Origin of the sequence: Streptomyces albipurpureus (assembly GCF_023701525.1) — a bacterium.
GTDB classification, from domain to species: domain Bacteria; phylum Actinomycetota; class Actinomycetes; order Streptomycetales; family Streptomycetaceae; genus Streptomyces; species Streptomyces albipurpureus.
In genome coordinates, this window is the sequence record NZ_JAMQAW010000036.1 from 161,612 (window position 1) to 180,779 (window position 19,168).

Consider the following 19,168-nt stretch of genomic DNA (forward strand, 5'->3'; position numbering starts at 1 on the left):
CCGAGTAGGTGGTAGGGCACGGGAAGTGCGGAGTGCTGTGAGCATGGGCTGCATAGCTCGGGTCAGGGCCTGCGTGGTGTATCCGCTGGGGAGACGGCTGGTATCTGGTGGTAGCCGGCTGCGGACTGGCCGATGGGACATCTCCATGATCGAGTACCCTTCGGCGCGCCTCAGCACAATCTCCGACGGCTGGGCCCAGCGTGTGGTCCGACGCGATGCACCCAGCCTCCAGCCCTGGCTCGCTGACATCAGCCACCGACAGTGGTCGGATCTTCCTGGGAAACCCCTAGCTAGCGGCCTTGCAGCTACGTTCTGCTTCTCTCGGCTAGGCAAGCGACACACACGAGTCGCAGAGACCCGGTACTAGGGTGGTGTAGCCGCACCGTCGACATCGACGGTCGACCGGAGCGAGCGTGACACATAGCGGGGAGCAGTAGGTTCGTGGCGACGGCATTCGAGCAGGGGCAGCGCGTCAGCCTGCCGAAAACTGTGCCCGGCTGGGTGACCATCGATCTGGCGCGGAAGTTGCCTGATGGAGGGTGGTCTCTGTACGTCATCGATGATCACCAAGCTCTTCACAAAGCCGAGCTGTCTGCCGAGGAAGCAGCCCGGGTGCAGGTGCTGGCGAGGGACGGCAGTGCGCCCTCCGCGCGAATCTTGGCTGGCATGTGGACTCAATGGATGGCCGCCGCCGCGACCAACGCGAGCAGCACCCTCCTCGCGTCATCACCGTTGAACCCTTATGCGCATCAGGCGAACGCGGTCTACGGGGCCATGCTGCCGCAGCCGTGGTTGCGGTTCATGCTCGCCGACGAGCCGGGCACTGGTAAGACGATCATGGCCGGGCTCTATCTCCGCGAGATGCAGCGGTATGGACTCATCCGCAAGGCGTTGATCGTCGCGCCAGCCAACCTGGTGTCCAAGTGGCAGGCGGACTTCGACCGGTTCTTCGACGGGGGTCTTCGCCGAATCACCGCCGACACCGTTCGTGAGCATGCGCTCGATGTGACACACGATATGTGGGTTGTGTCACTTGAGTTGGCGGCAGTTAACGGCGCCGTACAGGAGGCCATCCGTCCAGACCGCGCTGGCTGGGACATCGTCGTATTCGACGAAGCGCACAGGCTGACCCCCACGGCGCAGACGTATCACCGGGTGGGCCGGCTCCTGTCACGGGCACCTCGCACACTCCTCATGACAGCGACACCGCATCGCGGATCCGAGTGGCTGTTCCGTCATCTCCTGCATCTGGTGGACCCCGACATTTACCCGGATCCAGGCGACGATCAGTCGCAGGAGCTGTCCAAGCTCACGCCCGGACCGATCCACTTCCTTCGCAGGATGAAGGAGGACCTGGTCGACTACGACGGCCAGAGTCGTCTCTTCAAGCGTCGCCGGGCCACGAATCACCGTATTCCACTGAGCCGCCAGGAGCTCTCGGTCTACACCCAGGCCCTGGCGATGGTGGACCGCTACATGCTGCCTAACGCCCAGCCGCTTGCCCGCATGGTCTACGGCAAGCGGGCTGCCTCCTCTCTTTTCGCGCTGCGCGAGACCTTGAGACGTCGGCAGGAGCACATGGGGCGGCTTGCCGCGGCCGAAGCCTCCGTGCAGGCAGATCCCTACGGTGAGGACGACGCTGGCCGCGAGGAAGCCCAGGTCGTTAATGCGGACTCTGCCGCATCCCGCGCCGAGCGCAAGGCCATCTCCGACCTTGTCGAGCAGGTGGACCAGATCCTCCAGGACCCGATGCTCGCTCCCTCGAAGTGGCGAGTGCTCATTGACGGGTGCCTGGCGCCCGAAGGCATCGAACCCGGCAGCGATCAGCAGGCAGTGATCTTCACGGAGTTCGCGGACACTGCGGAGTGGATCACTGAGCGGCTTGAGCGTGAGGGTTACACAGCACGCATGTACTCCGGCCGGCAGCCGAACAACGAGCGCGACGCGGTGCGAGCCGCCTTCATGCGCGGCGACTTCCAGATCATCGTTTCCACCGACGCGGGAAACGAAGGCATCGACCTGCAGGTGGCACACGTCCTGATCAACTACGACATCCCATGGTCCCTGGTGCGGCTTGAACAGCGGATGGGCCGTATCCACCGAGTCGGCCAGACCCGAGACGTCGAACTGTTCAATCTCGTCGCCGTCGACACCCGAGAAGGAGCGACCTTGCATCGCCTTCTCGACCGGTTCGTCACTGCTGCCAACGAGCTCGACGGACAGATGTTCGATAGCCTCTCTCTCGTAGCCGAGCTCGCCGGCATCCGGTACGAGGAATGGCTCCAGGCGCTCTACGGCGATGACGTGGAGCGACGACAGGCCGCGGAGGACGCTGCCCGCCGAATCACCGTGGCGGACCTCCGGAGGAGGGCCCAGCAGGCCCGAGCGCAGGAGGCCGATCTGGCCAGCAAGGTCGAGGCCATGGCAGCGCTGACCCTTCTCCAGCAAGACCTTCTCGAACGCATCAACCCCGCTATCGTCGAGGCGTTTCTCAAACGGCTCGATTCGGCCGGACTTATGCGGGTGCGGAACACTGCGGCCGGTGACGGCATTTTGCTCCTCGCCTCAGACTCTGACCTCCCTCCAGGGCTCGGCGGTGGGCAGCAGGCTCTGGTGGCGACAAGCAGCCAGGCTCTAAAAGACAACGCAGGCAACGCGGATACATCCCGAGCCTTGCCTCTCGGCCCCGGCAGTCTGGCCTTCGGCGATCTCATCGAGCACGTCGCTGATGGGCTTGCCCCCGACCTCTACCGTGGAGGCGCGGCAGAGGATCCCACCAGCATCACCGGCTACGAGCTGCACGCCTACGAGGCCACCTTGACCGAGGTAGGGGGGAAACGCCGAACTGCTTGGGCAGGGCTCATCCGTATCGACGAGACGGGCGACGCGTATCCCGTCCGCTGGGAGACGTTGGCCAACCTAGTGCCTACTGCCAAGTCGGGGGGTGTACCGCACCCAGCCCGTGGACAGCTGGCCGAGGAGCGCGCCAACCAGCTCGCCAGTGACACCCGGAAGAAGTACCAGGAGGTTCGCGACGACTGGTTCGCCTCCGCTCGGCGTGACCTGGAGAACCTCCCCGTCGATCTCACGCACCAGATCCCGAAGCGTGACGAGCGCCTGGCACTGCGTGATCGCTTGCGCGCTCAGGCACAGCGGCGCCTGGAAGAGCTGGAGCGCCTGAGCAAGGTGGAGATCACCACACCTACCTGCGTAGGCCGTATGCGCGTCTACGCAAGCGCTGTCGACAAGACCGTCGAGGAGAAGGACTCCGAGCGCATCGCCATGCGCCATGTACAGCGCCTCCTTCAGGAGGACGGGTGGGTCGTCTCGGACGTGCACACGGAGAATCGGGGATACGATCTACGGGCAGTGAGGGGCCGTGACCAGCGACTGGTTGAGGTCAAGGGGGTATGGGACTCGGCGGCATCTCGGGGAATCCGTCTGACGGGTAACGAGGTGCTCATGGCCATGCAGCACCGGAGGGACTACTGGCTCTACGTCGTGGACCAGTGCAACGACGGCCTGGGAGCACTCTTTGGCAGCTTCCGCGACCCCATTAACGTGTTCGCTGGTGACATCCGAGGCGATGCCGTCTTCCGGATCCCTGGGTCCTCACTGCGCACTGCCCGTGACCGTACTCAGGAGAGCTCCACATGACACGCATGATCGAACGCTGGTTTCCCTGCGCCGAGGTCAGTGATGCGTGCTCCGAGAGCTGGGGCAGCGGTAACACCGAGTCGAGCCTTTGGGTGTGGTTCGCGAAGCGTCCCGTCGCCCAAGCCAAAGCGGCAGTACTCACAAGTCTTCTGCCCTGGCCTGACGACGAGGCTGAACAGCGAGACTTGCAGGACCTCGTCCGTAAAGCACTCAAGGGCCACACAGACGGCGCAAACGAGATCCAGGCCATCCTTGAGCAGGAATACGGCCGGCGTCCTCGGGTGCTGGACCCATTTTCCGGACGCGCCATGATCCCACTCGAAGCAGGCCGACTCCAGGCAGAAGCCTTCGGCATCGATTACTCCCCATTCGCGGCTCTCGGGGGCTCCCTTCTCGCCGACCTACCCTTCCGGGACTGGAGCCAGGAGCCGTCCCTGCCCTTCCAGAAGACCGACGGAGCCCTCCCCCTCGAAGGAGACAGGGACCGCATCGTCACTGACGTAGAGATCTTCCTCCGGGAAGTCGGCCGCCGCTTCCGTGAGTCCATGGACGAGTTCTACCCCACGTCGGGTGGCAGCTACCCCTGGGGATACCTCTGGGCTTCGTCGCTCCCCTGCCAGGAATGCGGTCGACGCTTTCCGCTAGTCGGCGAACTGCAGCTGCGGCGCCCTCGGCCTAAGAAGGGGGACAGCGGCCAGAGCTTTCGCATCAGCGCAGACACACAAACAGGCACCTGCGAAGCTCTCATCCACGATGGCCCGCCGATCGGCACACCCACACGCGTCCAAGCAGGCAAGAGCAAGTACTCGGCAAACGGTCGTGTGGCTGTCTGTCCATTCTGCGACCATGTGCACTCCAAAGCGGTACACACTCGCTTGAGCGCCGAAGGTTTGCGCGAGGACATGCTCCTGGTGGCAGCCGACATCGATGCGGAGGACAACACCAAAGTATTTCGCCAGCCCACTGACGAAGAAGTCCTTGCGGCAAAGCGGGCTGCGGAAGCCCTGAAGCACGAACCTCCTTTCGGCCTGATGCCAGCATGCCCGGACGAAAGCATTCCCCCAGGAAATACCTGGACGATTCAGTCCACAAACTACGGGGACCGCACCTACGGCGACCTCTGCGAAGCACGCCAGACACTGGGACTGATTCGACTGGCCCGTGCCATCAACGATGTCACCCAAGAAGCGTTGAAGGCCGGCGTTACAACCGACTACGCCCGTGCTCTTGCCAGCTATGCCACGGCAGCGATGATGCGAAAGATCCGACGATCAACGCGCGGGGCACGCCTACAAATTACCGGCGGAACGCGTGTTGGCGATCTCTTCGTCAATCAGTCCGCAGTTTCGTTCTCGTACGACTGGTTCGAGAGCGGGCTCTCAAATGGCCCGGGCTCTTGGGAGTCTCTTGCCAAGCAGACGGTCACCGCTTTGCGGAACATCCGGCAGCGGGCCTCAGCGCTGCCAGCCTCCATCCAACGTGGGAGCGCCACCACCCTGCCATTCCGGCCCAGCTCGGTCGACGCTGTCGTCACCGACCCTCCGTATGACGACATGATCGACTACAGCGACTCCAGTGACATCTTCTTCGTTTGGGCGAAGCGCGCCATGAACACGGCCGACCCGATCCTGTCTATGACCACGCACCCCGGGGGCGTCCAGGACAAGGCAGAGGAGATCATCGTCAAGCGGGGTGGCAGCCCTGCAGGTGACCATCGCACGCGTGAACACTACGACGGCAGCATCGCCCGAGCGTTTTCCGAGGCTCGCCGTGTCGTCACCGACGATGGCGTCGTCACCATCGTCTTCGGGCACGGCGACCTCGAAGTCTGGCATCGCCTGCTCAGCGCGATCTCGGCAGCCGGTTTGATCCTCACGGGGTCATGGCCCGCCAAGACCGAGGCTGGGGGAGCGTCTTCGACGGCCGCCAACATCGTTACGACGCTGACCATGGCCTGCCGCCCCGCGCCCTCAGACCGTCGGGAAGGACGCCTCGCCGCCGTAGAAGCGCAGGTAAAAGCCGAGGTCAAGTCAAGAGTCGAACTCTGGGACCGGTCGGGACTTGCGCACACCGACATGCTCATGGCATCAGCCGGACCGGCGATGGAGGTGACAGGACGCTACTCGCAGATTCTGGATGTAACGGGCGATGTCGTAGGACTGGAACGCTTCCTGATCGTTGCCCGAAAGGCCGTCCAGGACGCCGCAGACATCAAGGTCGTCTCCTTGCCGCTGGACTCCTTCGACGCTCGCACGCGCTTCGCCCTGTGGTGGGTACGCCTCTACGGCCGGCAGCTGGCGCCCAAGTCGGAACTCCGATGGCAAGTCTTGGCCGGCGACCTGGACATGGGTGACGTCAAGAATCTCCTCCACCAGGGAGACAAAGGCTGCCGCCTCCTCACCGCGAAGGAGTTCAAGGGCACCATCACGCCGGATTCCTCCGTCATCGACGTGGCCTTCGCCATGGCTAAATCATGGCCGGATGGGCTGGACGCCGTCGCCGAGGTTCTCGTGGACGCCGCCAGAGACAACGACGACGAGTACCTGTGGTCCGCGATCGCCTACCTGGCGAACAGACTGCCCGAAGGCGAGGCCGACGTTGCCGCTTGGAATGGTCTACAGCGCAGCCGGCGCGGTGTCGACGTCGCAGCACGAAACATCGCGAGCGCACAGATCCGCACATCACGCGAGGCTCTCGACAAGGGCCACCCCACCCTTTTCTGATCAGCGCGAGTCAATGCAGCAATCAAGATCATTATGAGGAATCGAGGAGTTGTGGTGAAGCAGAGCGGTGTGACGCCCTGGTGGAAGGCGCTTCGGATCCGCCCTGAGATCCTGGATGCCTCGGGATCCATCGCTGATGTACAAATGTCGCTGTACCATGCCGTGTACGGAACAGAAGATCAGCGCCCCCAGTACGCAGATGCCTCGTACTATGGCGAAATCACCCACCCCACCGGGGCGCTCACGGACCTTCTGGCGCGCATCGCGATCAGGCTCGGCGGCGGCGACGATTACACTAAAGCCCCCGCACTTCTGCGGCTCGACCAAGGCATGGGTGGCGGTAAGTCCCACGCCTGCATCGGCGCCTATCACCTTGCCAAGGCACCTCTCAAACTGAGCAAAACAGACGTCGGTAAGGCCGTTCTCGAACAAGCCGAGATAATCCTCGGCCGACCGCTTCCGAGGAATCTGGAGAATCCTCACGTCGTCGTGCTTCCGTGCGACAACATGACACCGGGTGTGACTGTAGAGGAGCACGACGGCCCGGCGAAGAGCCTCTACGAGCGCTTCCTTTGGCGGCTCTTCGAGGGCGATTACTCACGTTACATCGCTTATCGCGAGCACTTCAGTAACGTGTCCAAGATCTCCGAAGCCATCAGGTCTCTCGACAGGCCCGTCCTCATCATCGTGGACGAGATCATGAACTACTTCGGCAACGGCTTGGACGGAGTCGGCGACGAAGCCCTTACAGCCCGGGACCAGGCATTCATGCGAGCACTCCTGGACTCCGTTACGAAGACGGCACGAACAGCGATGCTGGCCGTCATGATCGCCTCAGACAAGGACTCCATCTCTCTGAGTCCCGAAGGCGGGCGTCGACGCCTCGACCTCGAACGACTGCTCGACCGGAACGGGAAGCCCGTAGGCGTCCATGAGAACGATGACTTCGCAGCAATCCTCCGTCGCCGTATCTTCGCTCAACCCCCCGCCAAGGAAGTCGTCGACGCGACCGTCCGCGAGTACAACGAGGCGATGAGCAAAGGGCCTTGGAAGAACAAGGTATATGACGCCCTCCACGTCCCATGGACGGCGAACTTCGGCGAGGAAGTCAGCCGTACTTACCCGTTCCACCCTCAGCTCATGCACATGGCCGAACACGAATGGGCCAACCGCACCGGCTTTCAAAAGGTCCGCTCGACCATAAAGGTCTTCGCCGCTACCGTCTTCGCCCTCCAGCAACGAGGAAAGACAGGGGCCTGGGCTCCGCTCCTCATCGGGCCGGGCGACCTTCCCCTGTCCAACACCCAGGTCCGCGAGTCCATCATCGGCTCCGGCCTCATCAGCGACACAAAGACCCAGAACAACTACCGATCCCTGGCGCAAAACGACATCGTTGGCGTCAAGGACACCAGCGGAACAGCTCGGCTCCTCGACACGAACCGTGGTGCCACTGAAGACGTGCTCTGGCACCGTTCCAACCCGCGAGCTGCTGAGCGGGCGGCCACGGCCATTTTCCTCACCTCCATCGTGTCCGGTCGAAGCCAGGGACGCCGCGGCGCTACCGATGCAGAAGTCAAGGCGGCGACGGCCGTCCCCGATCCCGCCTACATGTTCGCCGATGCTGATGCCGTCATCAAGGACGTCACCGACCCCGAGACCGGCCTGGTCAGTATCGAGACCACACCCGGACAGAAAGGGCAGCAGGCCCGGTACTTTTTGTCCACCGAGCAAACGCTACTCATGCTCCAGCGAGCGATGCGTGACACCATCACCGACGCCGAGCGCGACACAGTGATCGCCGACTTCGCCGAACGGCTTACCGAGACAGGTCCATTCGATCGTAAGCAGTTCGTGCGAGCTTCTACAGAGGGTCAGACGTCACGGGAGGTACTGGCGAGTGCCAGCATCGATGATGCTCGCGCCTCTCGGTTGGTCGTGCTTGATCCCGCGCAGTTCACCCTGCGCAATGGCGCAGATCGCGCCACCCGCGATGCAGTCCAAGCGGCAGTCGGGCTCGGTGCTGAGAAACTACCCACGAGATGGGCCTCCTCCGCAGTCTTCGCTGTAGCCAACACCCAGCAGCGGCACGCTGCTCGCCGTCTCGCAACCGCATACCTAGCTGCGGAGCGCGTCCTTGGCGTCCAGGAGACCCAAGACGATGGCGATATGAAGTCCAAAGCAGTAGCTGAGCGCAACGAGGCGAAGCGCAGCCTCGAGACCACGATCAAGCGGGCCTTCCAGCACGTCTTGTACCTGGCTCAGCCTGACGACGACGCGCCACGTGCCATCGATGAGGTGACGTTCGACGACAAGACGGAGACCGCCCTCAACGGCGCCATCGTGTGGAAGGCGCTCGTTGAGAAGGGGAAGGCGTTCGACCAAGGGTCGTTCACAGCGAGAGCTCTGCTTCACAATCTCCGGGAAACCGACTACGGACGCCCGCTCGACGAACTGCGGGATTCGTTCTGGAACACCCCGCGACTCCCCCTCCTCCACGGCGGACAGAACGACCTACGACAGGCGCTTTTCGAAGCTGTGCAAGCTGGCCTGCTGCGCATCGTCGACGGCGAGGGAGAAGAAGTAGCAGTCACGGGCGTCTCGGAGATCAACCTCTCAAGCCAGCGGCTGCGGCTCGGCAAGCCCCTGCCTCCGTCCCCTCAGGACGATGAACCGTCGTCTGGCAAGACGGATTCCACGCCCGAATCCGAGCCCAGCCCGGAAGACGACGGCGAGCGCCGCAAAGGCAAAGGTCGCGGCGGCGAGGACGAGGCCCCGCCGGCGCCGCGGGAGAAGCAGATCGCCTTCTCCGTCACCCAGAGCATGCTGAACAACACAGGCAACTCCGAAGCACTGAGCCAGCTCTTCCGGCAGCTGTACGACGTCATCGATCGGGGCGACGTCTCTTTCCTGCAGGGCAACATTCAAATGGTCGTCAGCAGCCAGGCCGCTGACGGCCTTGCCGAACGAATCCGTGAACTGGGATCTCCTGTTCACGTACGGGACATGTAGCGGCAGCATGAGTCGGGAACTCGCGCATCGCAGCCTCCGGCATCAGATGAGGCTGCGATGCAGCGCCCTCCGAGTCCACTGCCTGCACCCGGCGTATCTTCTGCGGATGGAGGCACCCAAACTGGCGGACCGTCGCACGGAGCGATCATCGGTCGCGCCGAGTACGCCGCGATCGGCCAGGCCACATTCAAGTCAGACATGGCCCTTGTAGACCTCACGGCATCTCTCCTCCTCCGCGCCTGCGGGGCCGGCACAACGGGAAGCTGAACAGCAGTCGCATGGCCCCGCACCCCAATCCGTGCACCCAACACAGCGCAGCTGAGGCCGAGGCCCGTCCACCATGGGTGCGTGCGCCCGCTCACTGCCGTCCCGATAGCGGCTGAAGTTCTCGTTGCCCATCAGCCACACTGCGGAAGGAACTGAAAAGGACCAAGAAGCGGCTGGCGGAGCTGCTTGAGGGAAACAAACAGCAGCCGAGATTTAGATGTTCTCCCGGAAGGTGAACGTCCTCTCCGTCGAGAACGATCAGTTTGGCGTCCAGCAGGGCCGCAGCCGAGCCCCGGTGGTGGGTTGCGTCACGATCCCATTCCCGGCTCATGTCGACAGAGTGGTTTCGTGCAGCCGACTTCGCGGCAGGACGAAATGGCGGCCAGGCCACAGCTTAGGCGGCGACGGCGAGTTCATGCAGGGGCGGTGGAATCTGGCCGGGCAGTTGGCTCACGCCGCCACGGGGCGAGAGCGTGTTGGATTTGCGGACGTAGTCTAGGGCTGGTTCGTCTGGACCCGGGTGAGGATCGAAGTAGGGCGTACAGGTCATCAGGGTGCACTAAGCAGCTCGATCAGAGCTTTGACGTCCTCCGCGTTCATGTTCTTCTTTAGAGTCCGCGCGCAGGTCTCCGGACGGGCTGTTGGCACCGTGACTGTCTTTGCCCGGAATCCGGCCTGCACCATCGCTGCGTGGGCACTCAGCTCGCCATTCATGACACGAGCGTGCAACTCAGGCGCATCCTTGCGGAGTCGACGAAGCACAGCCTCCTGCCGGTTCCCTGGGGGCGCCTTACCTTCCGCGTCTTGCCCATTGTCCAAGAGCTCGGTCCGCTCGCCGGGAACCTGGGCGTCGTGAAGAGCACGCTCGAAAAGATCACGAGCGACCTGATCGTCCGCCACTATCCGGCGCACCAAATCGACACTCGCCCCGAGCCCAGCAGTGGGGGGCGTAGTGAGGAAGTCGATGAAGCGGCTGTGCTCTACGAGTTGCCCGCGTGGCGTCGTGAAGGCACGCCACGCTTCCTCCTGAAGGACGCGGGTGAGCAGCACAGGTACGTCGGCGAGTCCGTTGCTTGTGGAGCGGACGCCACTGCCGAGAGCTTGGACCAGGACAGCGTTGGCCTTAGCTGACTGGGAGGTCATGCGGACTCGATCCACTTGTCGAGCACCAGCAGCCGCTTTTTGAGCGTGTCCAGGGTGGCCTGGTCAATGGCCTTCTCGTGGCAGTGGCGGTTTAGTTCGGAGTGAATGTGGCTGTGGGGCTTTCGGGTGATTCGACTCAACCGGCCGACCTTCCGAGTGATGAGGTCCCGTACCTCCTTCTTCGCCTCGGAGAGTGTCTGGTGAACCGCAGGCTCAACTGTTGCACCGGGCTGTGCAGACGTTCCGCTGAGGCGCAGAAGACGAGCAATCGCGGAAGGCTCGGTGCCGACCGGAAGTCCCGCCTGCTGGCCGAGTCGACGGGCGTGGAGCAGCTCCGCCTCCTCGAACGCGTCACCACTGCTAATGGTGAAGGCGTGAGCTGCCGCCGAGGAGCCAAGTACCTCTGTCGTTCGGCCCGAGCCACGCCCGCCCTCGCCCTCGCCGTCAGCCGTCGAGCGGCGGACCTTGCTCTCCTCATCGGCCAGAACCGCGTCAACGGTGCGCTCGATACCGGCCGCGATGGTCAGCAGCTGAGCGATAGAGGGGATGAAGACCCGGGCGCACATCTCGTCCTCGTCACCCTGCTTGCGCACGCAGCGTCCCACAACTTGCCGGAAGAACATCTCCGTGCGAGTGCGAGTGGCGTAGACAATGACCCCAAGGCGGGGAATGTCGACGCCTTCGGAGATCATCTGAACAGCCACGATCCAGCGGGAAGTGCTCCTGCCGAAGCGGTCAATGATCTTTGATGCCGCAGGGTCGTCCGATACTGCAACGTCTACCACGTCGCCGGTGCTCTGCCGAAGAATCTCGGCGTAGGCGTGAGCCGATGCCTGATCGGTGGCGACCACCAAGCCGCCGCAGTCGGGCTTGTCCTGGCGCATGAGTTCCAATTCCTCATGGGCGCGTTTCAGGACCGAGGGGATCCACTGGCCGCTCGGATCGAGGGCGGTCTTGAGTGCGGCCGCAGTTGTGCTGGCGTCAGTCTCCGAAAGCTTCTGAGACATGGGGTGTTCCGAGGCAAAGCGCCACCGGGCTTCCCCGTCCATCGCAGGGAAGGCCACCGGCCGTACAACTTCCTGGTCTTGGAGAGCCATCCCGTAGTCGTAGTTGATGTCTGCTACAACACGTCGAGTAACGTCGTAGTTGAGGAACGGGATGAGTTTCCCATCGCTTCGGAACGGAGTCCCAGACAGCGAGAGCCGACGGTGGGCACCTCCGAACGCCTCAGACAGCGCCGCACCCCAGGCCAGATTCTCCGCATCCCCAGCGTGGTGAATCTCGTCAAAGATGACCAGCGACGGACGGCGAGGGTCGCAAGCAAGTTTTCGCCAGAGCAACGGGTTTGCCGCAACGGACTGGTAGGTCGCGACGATGCCGTCGAAGTCCTTCGCCTGGGTTTGGCTGCGATTTACGAAGTCCGAGTCGAGTTGGATGCCTTCCCGTTCTGCTGCCCTTGCCCACTGCCCTCGCAGGTGGGCCGTCGGAACGATCACGTAGAGATTCTTGATCTCACTTCTGTCGATCATGGACTGCGCGGCCAGGATAGCGAATGTGGTCTTGCCTGCGCCGGGCGTGGCCACCGCCAGGAAGTCTGACTGGGTGCCTAGGAACTTACGAAGGCCGTCTTCCTGCCACTTACGAAGCTTCATGCCGCTGGAGCCCTTCCTGAGGTTGCACGTCGGACAAGTCGCCTGTCCGTTGAAGATGTCAGTTCGACCACCGTTGGCCCAGGCAACTCCGTGATCCGCATGCCAACCAGGCAGGAGTTCGTCGCCACATATCTCGCACCTGCCATCAGACGCCAGGAACAGGGCAGTCCGTTCTGCGGCACTGAACAAGCGTTTCGGATCACGGGCAGCTGTCAACGGCATCTCCGCTCACTCCGGTGGCCAACGCGGCCGCCAATGGTCAGAATGCCACGCAGCACTGACACTGATGCTGATACTCAGATCCCGGTGACTGTGACTCAGGCACCGACTGCCGCCCTGCTGTGCCCTCAACTGGCCTCCGGCCAGGGGCGAGCGCGTGACCCAGCGGACCCGAGGCCGTCCGGTAACGCTCTGAACTGGGGAGGCGGTCGGTAGCCGCTGCGCCTCCGGAGCCGTGTCCGAGAGTTCGAGTCCGGCCGGGGGAAATTCTGCCAGACCAGCGCTAAAAAGTCGCTGACCTGCATGAGTGCCAAGCATGAATGCCTGGACCCAGTCCCAGCAGTCCAGACCTCTGTCGTTCTCCATCACGGTTCGCGAGCGAGTTTCGATCCGCTTAGCCCCGAGCGATCAGCCCATAAGATCTGACACACCTTCAGGTGCTTACAGAAGAAAGAACTGCTGACTCTTGCCGCGATAGTCGCCCAAACTATACGTTACGGCAGATCACCACGCGAAAGGCCAAAGCTTACGGAACGGAACCGCGAGGCACGACCCATTCGCCCTTTTGGCCAGTGAATTCGACAATACGGTCAAAATCCGAGTCGTAATGCAGCAGCGTAAGACCGTATCTCTGAGCCACAGCAGCAATCATCAAGTCTGGGACCTTGGGGCCCCTATGCTGAGACTTTGCAGCGAGTTCACGCTGAACACTTAGCGCCTGCTGCCAATCCTCTTCTTCCGTTTCAAGATAAGTGAAGGCGGCACCACGCATTGCACGCATATGCTCATACTCAGCCGGGTTGCGCGCCGAATAAAGCGCCTCAACGTCTAGCGCTCCACAAGTCGCAACCACCCCAGCGCGAATCAACGACTCAAGGCGGGCAGCAACAGCTGCATGCTTGTACCGGTTCATCGCACTGTTGTCCACCATGAACAACGGATCTAGTGCCACGCCTCGTTCCGTAGCCTTTCAAGCTCTTCCGGGTCCCTAGAAGACATGAAATCTAGGAATTCATCGACAAGTTTTTGACGTGCAACTTCCCGGAGCGCGGCATTAACTGTGTCGCGGCGATTCTTAGTACCGAGTACCCGTTGAGCCTCAATAAGTGCCGACTCATCGACGTCCTCTACGCTTGGCCCCATTTCTCGCCCTCCGCGGTTTCTCAGTGGTCGCCATACTACGCTTTGAGCAGGTTCGACACAATCCGCCATGCAGAACGAACGTTCCGATGCGAAGAATCAACGGCTCGAGTTCGTCTTTCACGATGCGGCAATGGTCGCACGTAAAGTCCTCTCGAGCACTAATAGGAGAGTTTCCGCGGACAATTTCCTGCCCCAGATATTCCCAACACTGGTTGCATGTCCATCGCGTGTCACCGAGGAGGATATTCCAGGTCTGAGCCGGATCCACGCGCAGATGGCCGCATTTACCCGTCGACTCCGCAAGCTTTTGATCCAAGAGTCGTCGGCTCCACATTTCGAACTTCCTGTTGCGGATCATTCGCCGCGAAGGAGTCTTCCCCTCCACTCTCAGCCGAGTTGCCTTACTGGCAGCCGCGAAAATCTCATCTACTGAGGTTGATTCACGGCGCTCGTGAAATTGCCGAAGTTGCGGCAGTAGATTCTCATCCGAAGCAGGGCAGTTGCGTCGGTGAGCGACAATCGCGGCCGCAGCCTCAACACCTCCAAGCTGCCCAAACGGGTCCGCATCCAGCGAAGCATTACATTCTTCGCAGGTGCCGGACAGAACGGCATCCCTACGTACCCGAAGCGCGTACTCCAGCTCAGGAGGAGCGCCTGCCGGCACGGCTGGCAATACGAACATTGCGCTGCCCATGCTCCAGATTTCGTCACCATTATCGGCAACTGAGTCGAACTTAGCTTCGACACCTCTGGCGTACGCGTCTGCCAGCGCAGCCTTTAACTCCGACACCCGCATGTCTGTGTGTCACACCCCCACCTTGCAGCCGTAACAGTCTGCCAGGCTTGCGGTCTGGCGAAAAGGCGCTCCGCATGGGCAACTCGACGGACTGAGTAAGCATAAGCCAACAAATCGCCATGAATTGCCCCATTAGGTGACGTGACCCTCCTCGGCATGTACTGAGCCAGGGGGCGTGGCAAATGCGTGGAACGGCGCCCCCTTCAAAGGAGACCCACGGGCGTGTTCATGCAGGCCAGAGGCATACTAAGACCAAAGGAGTCGGGTTCCTTCTAAGCGCTTGGCCGCAGGTTCGAGTCCTGCCGGGGGCACACTTCTTCCCTTGCCGACAGACCCTCCCTTGTGGAGGGTCTTTCTGCTGCTCAGGGGCGTTCAGCGGGAGTGCTGAGAGGTCCACGGGATCGGTGGGCGGGGTGGGTGGGACCCGGGCTGTGGGCGGCTGATCACGGCTTTTGGTAGCGGTTCTCTCCTCGGTCCTCCACACGTTCTGGTGATGATCTCGCGGCCTGGGCGGGGGCGCTTGGGAGCTGCTGAAGTCCTTCGACGCACTGGTGGAGTTCGGCAGCTGGTGGAGTTCGGCGCGCCGGTCGGTGACGTGGCGGGGGTACGTGGCGAAGGGCTCGGGCGCGCGGTGGCCGGCCATGGCGGTGACCTGGGCGGGCTGGGCACCGTCAGCCATGTGGTCAGGCGGGCTTGGGGGGCCTCGCCGCGTCTGCCAGTCGGCGGGTCCCGCCCTCGGGGTGGCGGAACGGCCCGGGCGGGCCTGGGGCCAGGCGCGCGGCGGAAGGCGGACCCCGCGCGCAGTCCGGTCTTCTCGCCGGGTGCCGCCACGGCGATCGGGGTAGTCCCGCGGAACGCGGACCCGAATGGCCGGTGGACCCCTCGGGCCCAGCAGGCCAGAAGACGCCCCGTCCGCTCCGCCTGGGTTCATCGCCCCGGCCCAATCCCGTGCGCCGATCTTGGCTGACCGGACAGAACCCACGGCGGCGCGACTCACGATGCTTGGGCGGATACGTCGACTGGAGGTGTCCGCTGTGACAGAACGCCGCGCCGAGGCAGACCGGACCGAGGGACAGCAGGACGATGCTGGGCCCGCGACCCGGGAGCGGGAGCGGGAAGCCGCGATGATCGCCGATATCGAACGGCTGGTGCGCTGCGAGTCCCCCTCCGACGATCTGGCCGCGGTCGCCCGTAGCGCGGAGTTGGTCTCGCGGATCGGCGCCGGATACCTGGGGGTCGAGGCGGAACGCATCGTCATCGACGGACGCACCCACCTCCGTTGGCGCTTCGGGTCAAGCCCGCGTGTGCTGCTCGTCGGACATCACGACACGGTGTGGCCGATCGGGTCATGGGGGAGCCACCCGTTCGAGGTCCGCGACGGGGTGCTGCGCGGACCGGGCTGCTTCGACATGAAGGCGGGCCTGGTGATGGCCTTCCACGCGCTGGCCGCCCTGGCCGCGCGCTCCCCGGGCGCCACCCCGCTCACCCCCGGCAGCCCGCACCCCCTGGACGGCGTCACCCTCCTCATCACCGGTGACGAGGAGCCCGGTTCCACCACGTCCAGGGAGCTCATCGAGCAGGAGGCGCGCCAGTGCGCGGCCGCCCTGGTGTTGGAGGCCGCCGGCCCCGCCGGCGCTCTGAAGACCGAACGCAAGGGGGTCTCCCGCTACGAGGTGCTGGTACGAGGACGGGCCGCCCACTCCGGCCTGGAACCGGAACGCGGCGTGAACGCGACGGTCGAGGCCGCCCACCAGATCCTCGCCGTGGCAGCGCTGGGCGACGCGGCACGGGGCACGACCGTCACCCCGACCCGTCTGGAGGCAGGCACCACCAACAACACCGTCCCCGCCTCGGCACGCTTCGATGTCGACGTCCGGGTATGGGACGCCGCCGAGCAGCACCGCGTCCACACCTCGATGCGGAACCTGCGGGCAGTAGTGGCCGGGGCCACCGTGGAGGTCAGCGGCGGACCGAATCGGCCACCCCTGTCGGCCACCGCGTCGCGGGACCTCTTCGAGCGGGCGCAGCGGCTCGCGCAGGGCCTCGGGATGCGCCCGCTCGCCCAGGTCGCCGTCGGCGGCGCGTCCGACGGGAACCTCACCGCGGGGGTCGGCACCCCCACCCTCGACGGACTGGGAGCGGTCGGCGGCGGCGCGCACGCCGACGATGAACACCTGCTCGTCGCGGAGCTGCCGCGACGGACAGAGCTGCTCACCGCGCTGGTCGCCGAACTGCTGGCGCCGCAGGAAGGCTGTCCGCCCGGACGAAACGGGGACCGGCATCCTGTGCCTGCGGACCAGCTACGCGGCCAAAACGGCTGGAACCATGATCGACGTGACTGATCTCCTCCGCGACCGCACCGACTCCCCACCCATCGCCGCGGCGTACGCCGCGGCCGAGGCCGCCGCGCAGGCCGCGGGCGTCGATATCCGTTCCCTGGACAGGGTCAGCGAGCTGGAGGCCGTACGGCGCCTGTACGAGCGCATCTGGCGCACCGGCGAGAACAGCCCTCCGGTGACGGCCGACCTGCTGCGCGCGATGGCGAAGGCGGGCAGTTATGTGAGCGGCGTCTTCGACGGGGACGAACTGGTCGGCTCCTCCTTCGGCTTCTTCTCCCCACCGGCGCGCGAGGCCCTGCACAGTCACATCGCGGGGGTGCTGCCACAACTGCGGCGGCGCAACGTCGGATTCGCCCTGAAGCTGCACCAGCGTGCCTGGGCGATGGCGCGTGGTGTCAACGAGATCTGCTGGACGTACGACCCCCTGGTGCGTCGCAACGCGTACTTCAACATCGGCAAACTGGCCGCCGAACCTGCCGAGTACCTACCGGACTTCTACGGCCCGATCGACGACGACATCAACCGCAGCGATGACAGCGACCGCATCCTGGTGCGGTGGCACCTGGAGTCGCCCGACGTCGAGTCGGCCTGCGCCGGCCGGCCCAGGGTGACCGACGCGCAGGCCGCCCGCGCGGCGGGCGCGACCGTGGCGCTCAGTGTCTCCGCCACCGGCACGCCGATCGCCGGACGCGTCGACGAGCACGCCCACACCGTGCTGGTGGCCGTTCCCGAGGACATCGAGGCCCTGCGGGAGAGCGACCCGGTCTGCGCCGCGCGCTGGCGCACGGCGGTGCGGGAGGCGCTCGACGGGCTGCTCGCCGATGGTGCGCGCATACGCGGCTTCGACCGTGCGGGCTGGTACGTCGTGGACCGCGGGGGGCGACCGGCACCGCGACGGACGACGGAATCACGGACGGCACCGCACAACGGCACACAGCAGTACGGCACACAGCAGTACGTAACAGACCAGCACGGAACACACCATGGCGAAGTACCACAGGAGACAGTGTGAAGGTCACGGGAGTCGAACTCCGCACCATCGAGATGCCCCTCGTGTCCCCCTTCCGGACGTCGTTCGGCACCGAGACCGTACGTGAGGCGCTGCTGGTGCGCGTCGTCACCGACGAGGCCGAGGGGTGGGGGGAATGCGGCGCCGGCACCGTCCCCGGGTACTCATCGGAGTACACGCATGCCGCCGCCGACGTACTGAGCCGCTTCCTGGTCCCGGCACTCGCCGGGGTGGCGAACCTCGACGCCCACCGGGTCGCCCCGGCCCTGGCCCCGTTCAAGGGCCACCGCATGGCCAAGGCCGCGCTGGAGACGGCGGTGCTGGACGCGGACCTCCGCGCCCGCGGCGTCGCCCTCGGGCATGCCCTCGGCGCGGTCCGCGACACCGTGCCGTGCGGGGTGTCCGTGGGGATCACGGAATCGATTCCCGCACTGCTGGACGTGGTCGGCGAGTACCTGGACGCGGGCTATCTGCGGATCAAGCTGAAGATCGAACCCGGTTGGGACATCGAACCGGTCCGCGCCGTGCGCGAACGGTTCGGCGACATCATGCTCCAGGTGGACGCCAACACCGCCTACCGCCGTGGGGACGCCCGCCACCTGGCCCGGCTCGATCCGTTCGACCTCCTCATGCTGGAGCAGCCGCTCGCGGAGGACGACCTCATCGGGCACGCGGAACTCTCCGGGCGGATCACCACCCCGATCTGCCTCGACGAGTCGATCGTCTCCGCCCGCGCCGCCGCCGACGCGCTCGCGCTCGGCGCCTGCCAGGTGGTGAACATCAAGCCGGGCCGCGTGGGCGGCTATCTCGAAGCCCGCCGGATCCACGACGTCTGCGCCGCGCACGGCATCCCGGTCTGGTGCGGCGGCATGCTGGAGACGGGGTTGGGCCGCGCCGCCAACGTCGCGCTCGCCGCGCTGCCCGGCTTTCTCCTCCCCGGCGACACCTCGGCCTCCGACCGCTACTACCGGACCGACATCACACCGCCGTTCCACCTCGTGGACGGGCACATCGCGGTGCCGACCGCGCCGGGGCTGGGCGTCACTCCCATCCCGGAGGTTCTGGAAGCGGTCACGACCAGGACGGCCTGGGTGCCCGTTCCCGCCTGAGTCCCGGGCCTCCTGGCCCCGGACCTGCTGGTTCCGGGGCCGGTGGCGGCCCCCGCCCGTCACCCAGAGCACCCCGCGGCTGTCCGGTCCGACGAACGGGAT

Annotated in this window: 10 protein-coding genes, 1 tRNA gene and 1 pseudogene; 9 read left to right on the forward strand and 3 right to left on the reverse strand. The window is 64.5% G+C overall.

Annotation, left to right across the window (positions count from 1 at the left end):
- Positions 1 to 441 precede the first annotated feature (441 nt).
- The 4 genes from NBG84_RS27835 (at position 442) to NBG84_RS27850 (ending at position 10,787) form a co-directional block, all read left to right on the forward strand.
- Positions 442 to 3,657: a helicase-related protein gene (locus NBG84_RS27835; protein ID WP_250922369.1), complete on the forward strand. Its 3,216-nt coding sequence runs from the start codon at positions 442 to 444 to the stop codon at positions 3,655 to 3,657.
- Complete coding sequence (locus tag NBG84_RS27840) at positions 3,654 to 6,380, forward strand: DUF1156 domain-containing protein (protein ID WP_250922370.1); 2,727 nt, start codon at positions 3,654 to 3,656, stop codon at positions 6,378 to 6,380. The genes NBG84_RS27835 and NBG84_RS27840 overlap by 4 nt, the downstream gene beginning before the upstream one ends.
- A gap of 54 nt (positions 6,381 to 6,434) precedes the next feature.
- Positions 6,435 to 9,389: a DUF499 family protein gene (locus NBG84_RS27845; RefSeq protein WP_250922371.1), complete on the forward strand. Its 2,955-nt coding sequence runs from the start codon at positions 6,435 to 6,437 to the stop codon at positions 9,387 to 9,389.
- Between the two features lie 957 nt (positions 9,390 to 10,346).
- Complete coding sequence (locus tag NBG84_RS27850; protein WP_250922372.1) at positions 10,347 to 10,787, forward strand: hypothetical protein; 441 nt, start codon at positions 10,347 to 10,349, stop codon at positions 10,785 to 10,787.
- Between the two features lie 8 nt (positions 10,788 to 10,795).
- Here NBG84_RS27850 and NBG84_RS27855 read toward each other — a convergent pair whose 3' ends face one another.
- From NBG84_RS27855 to NBG84_RS27860, 3 genes and pseudogenes are all read right to left on the reverse strand, one after another.
- Positions 10,796 to 12,451, reverse strand: a complete 1,656-nt coding sequence (locus NBG84_RS27855) for a DEAD/DEAH box helicase (protein ID WP_250922373.1) — start codon at positions 12,449 to 12,451, stop codon at positions 10,796 to 10,798.
- An 18-nt stretch (positions 12,452 to 12,469) separates the two neighbouring features.
- A pseudogene (locus NBG84_RS41630) lies at positions 12,470 to 12,673 on the reverse strand (HNH endonuclease); the annotation flags it as partial.
- 523 nt (positions 12,674 to 13,196) lie between these two features.
- Positions 13,197 to 13,622, reverse strand: a complete 426-nt coding sequence (locus NBG84_RS27860) for a PIN domain nuclease (protein WP_250922374.1) — start codon at positions 13,620 to 13,622, stop codon at positions 13,197 to 13,199.
- Between the two features lie 699 nt (positions 13,623 to 14,321).
- On the opposite strand from NBG84_RS27860, the gene NBG84_RS27865 reads away from it, so the two are divergent.
- The 5 genes from NBG84_RS27865 to menC all read left to right on the forward strand — a co-directional run bounded on the left by NBG84_RS27865 (position 14,322) and on the right by menC (position 19,066).
- Complete coding sequence (locus NBG84_RS27865; protein WP_250922375.1) at positions 14,322 to 14,540, forward strand: hypothetical protein; 219 nt, start codon at positions 14,322 to 14,324, stop codon at positions 14,538 to 14,540.
- Positions 14,541 to 14,841: 301 nt separating this feature from the next.
- Positions 14,842 to 14,917 (forward strand) — tRNA-Pro (locus tag NBG84_RS27870).
- Between the two features lie 816 nt (positions 14,918 to 15,733).
- Entirely contained in the window at positions 15,734 to 16,951 is a 1,218-nt protein-coding gene (locus tag NBG84_RS27875; RefSeq protein WP_250922642.1) for a M20 family metallopeptidase, read from the forward strand.
- Complete coding sequence (locus tag NBG84_RS27880; protein ID WP_285367820.1) at positions 16,935 to 17,960, forward strand: GNAT family N-acetyltransferase; 1,026 nt, start codon at positions 16,935 to 16,937, stop codon at positions 17,958 to 17,960. Before NBG84_RS27875 ends, NBG84_RS27880 begins: the two co-directional genes overlap by 17 nt.
- Complete coding sequence (menC, locus tag NBG84_RS27885) at positions 17,957 to 19,066, forward strand: o-succinylbenzoate synthase (RefSeq protein WP_250922377.1); 1,110 nt, start codon at positions 17,957 to 17,959, stop codon at positions 19,064 to 19,066. Before NBG84_RS27880 ends, menC begins: the two co-directional genes overlap by 4 nt.
- Positions 19,067 to 19,168 lie beyond the last annotated feature (102 nt).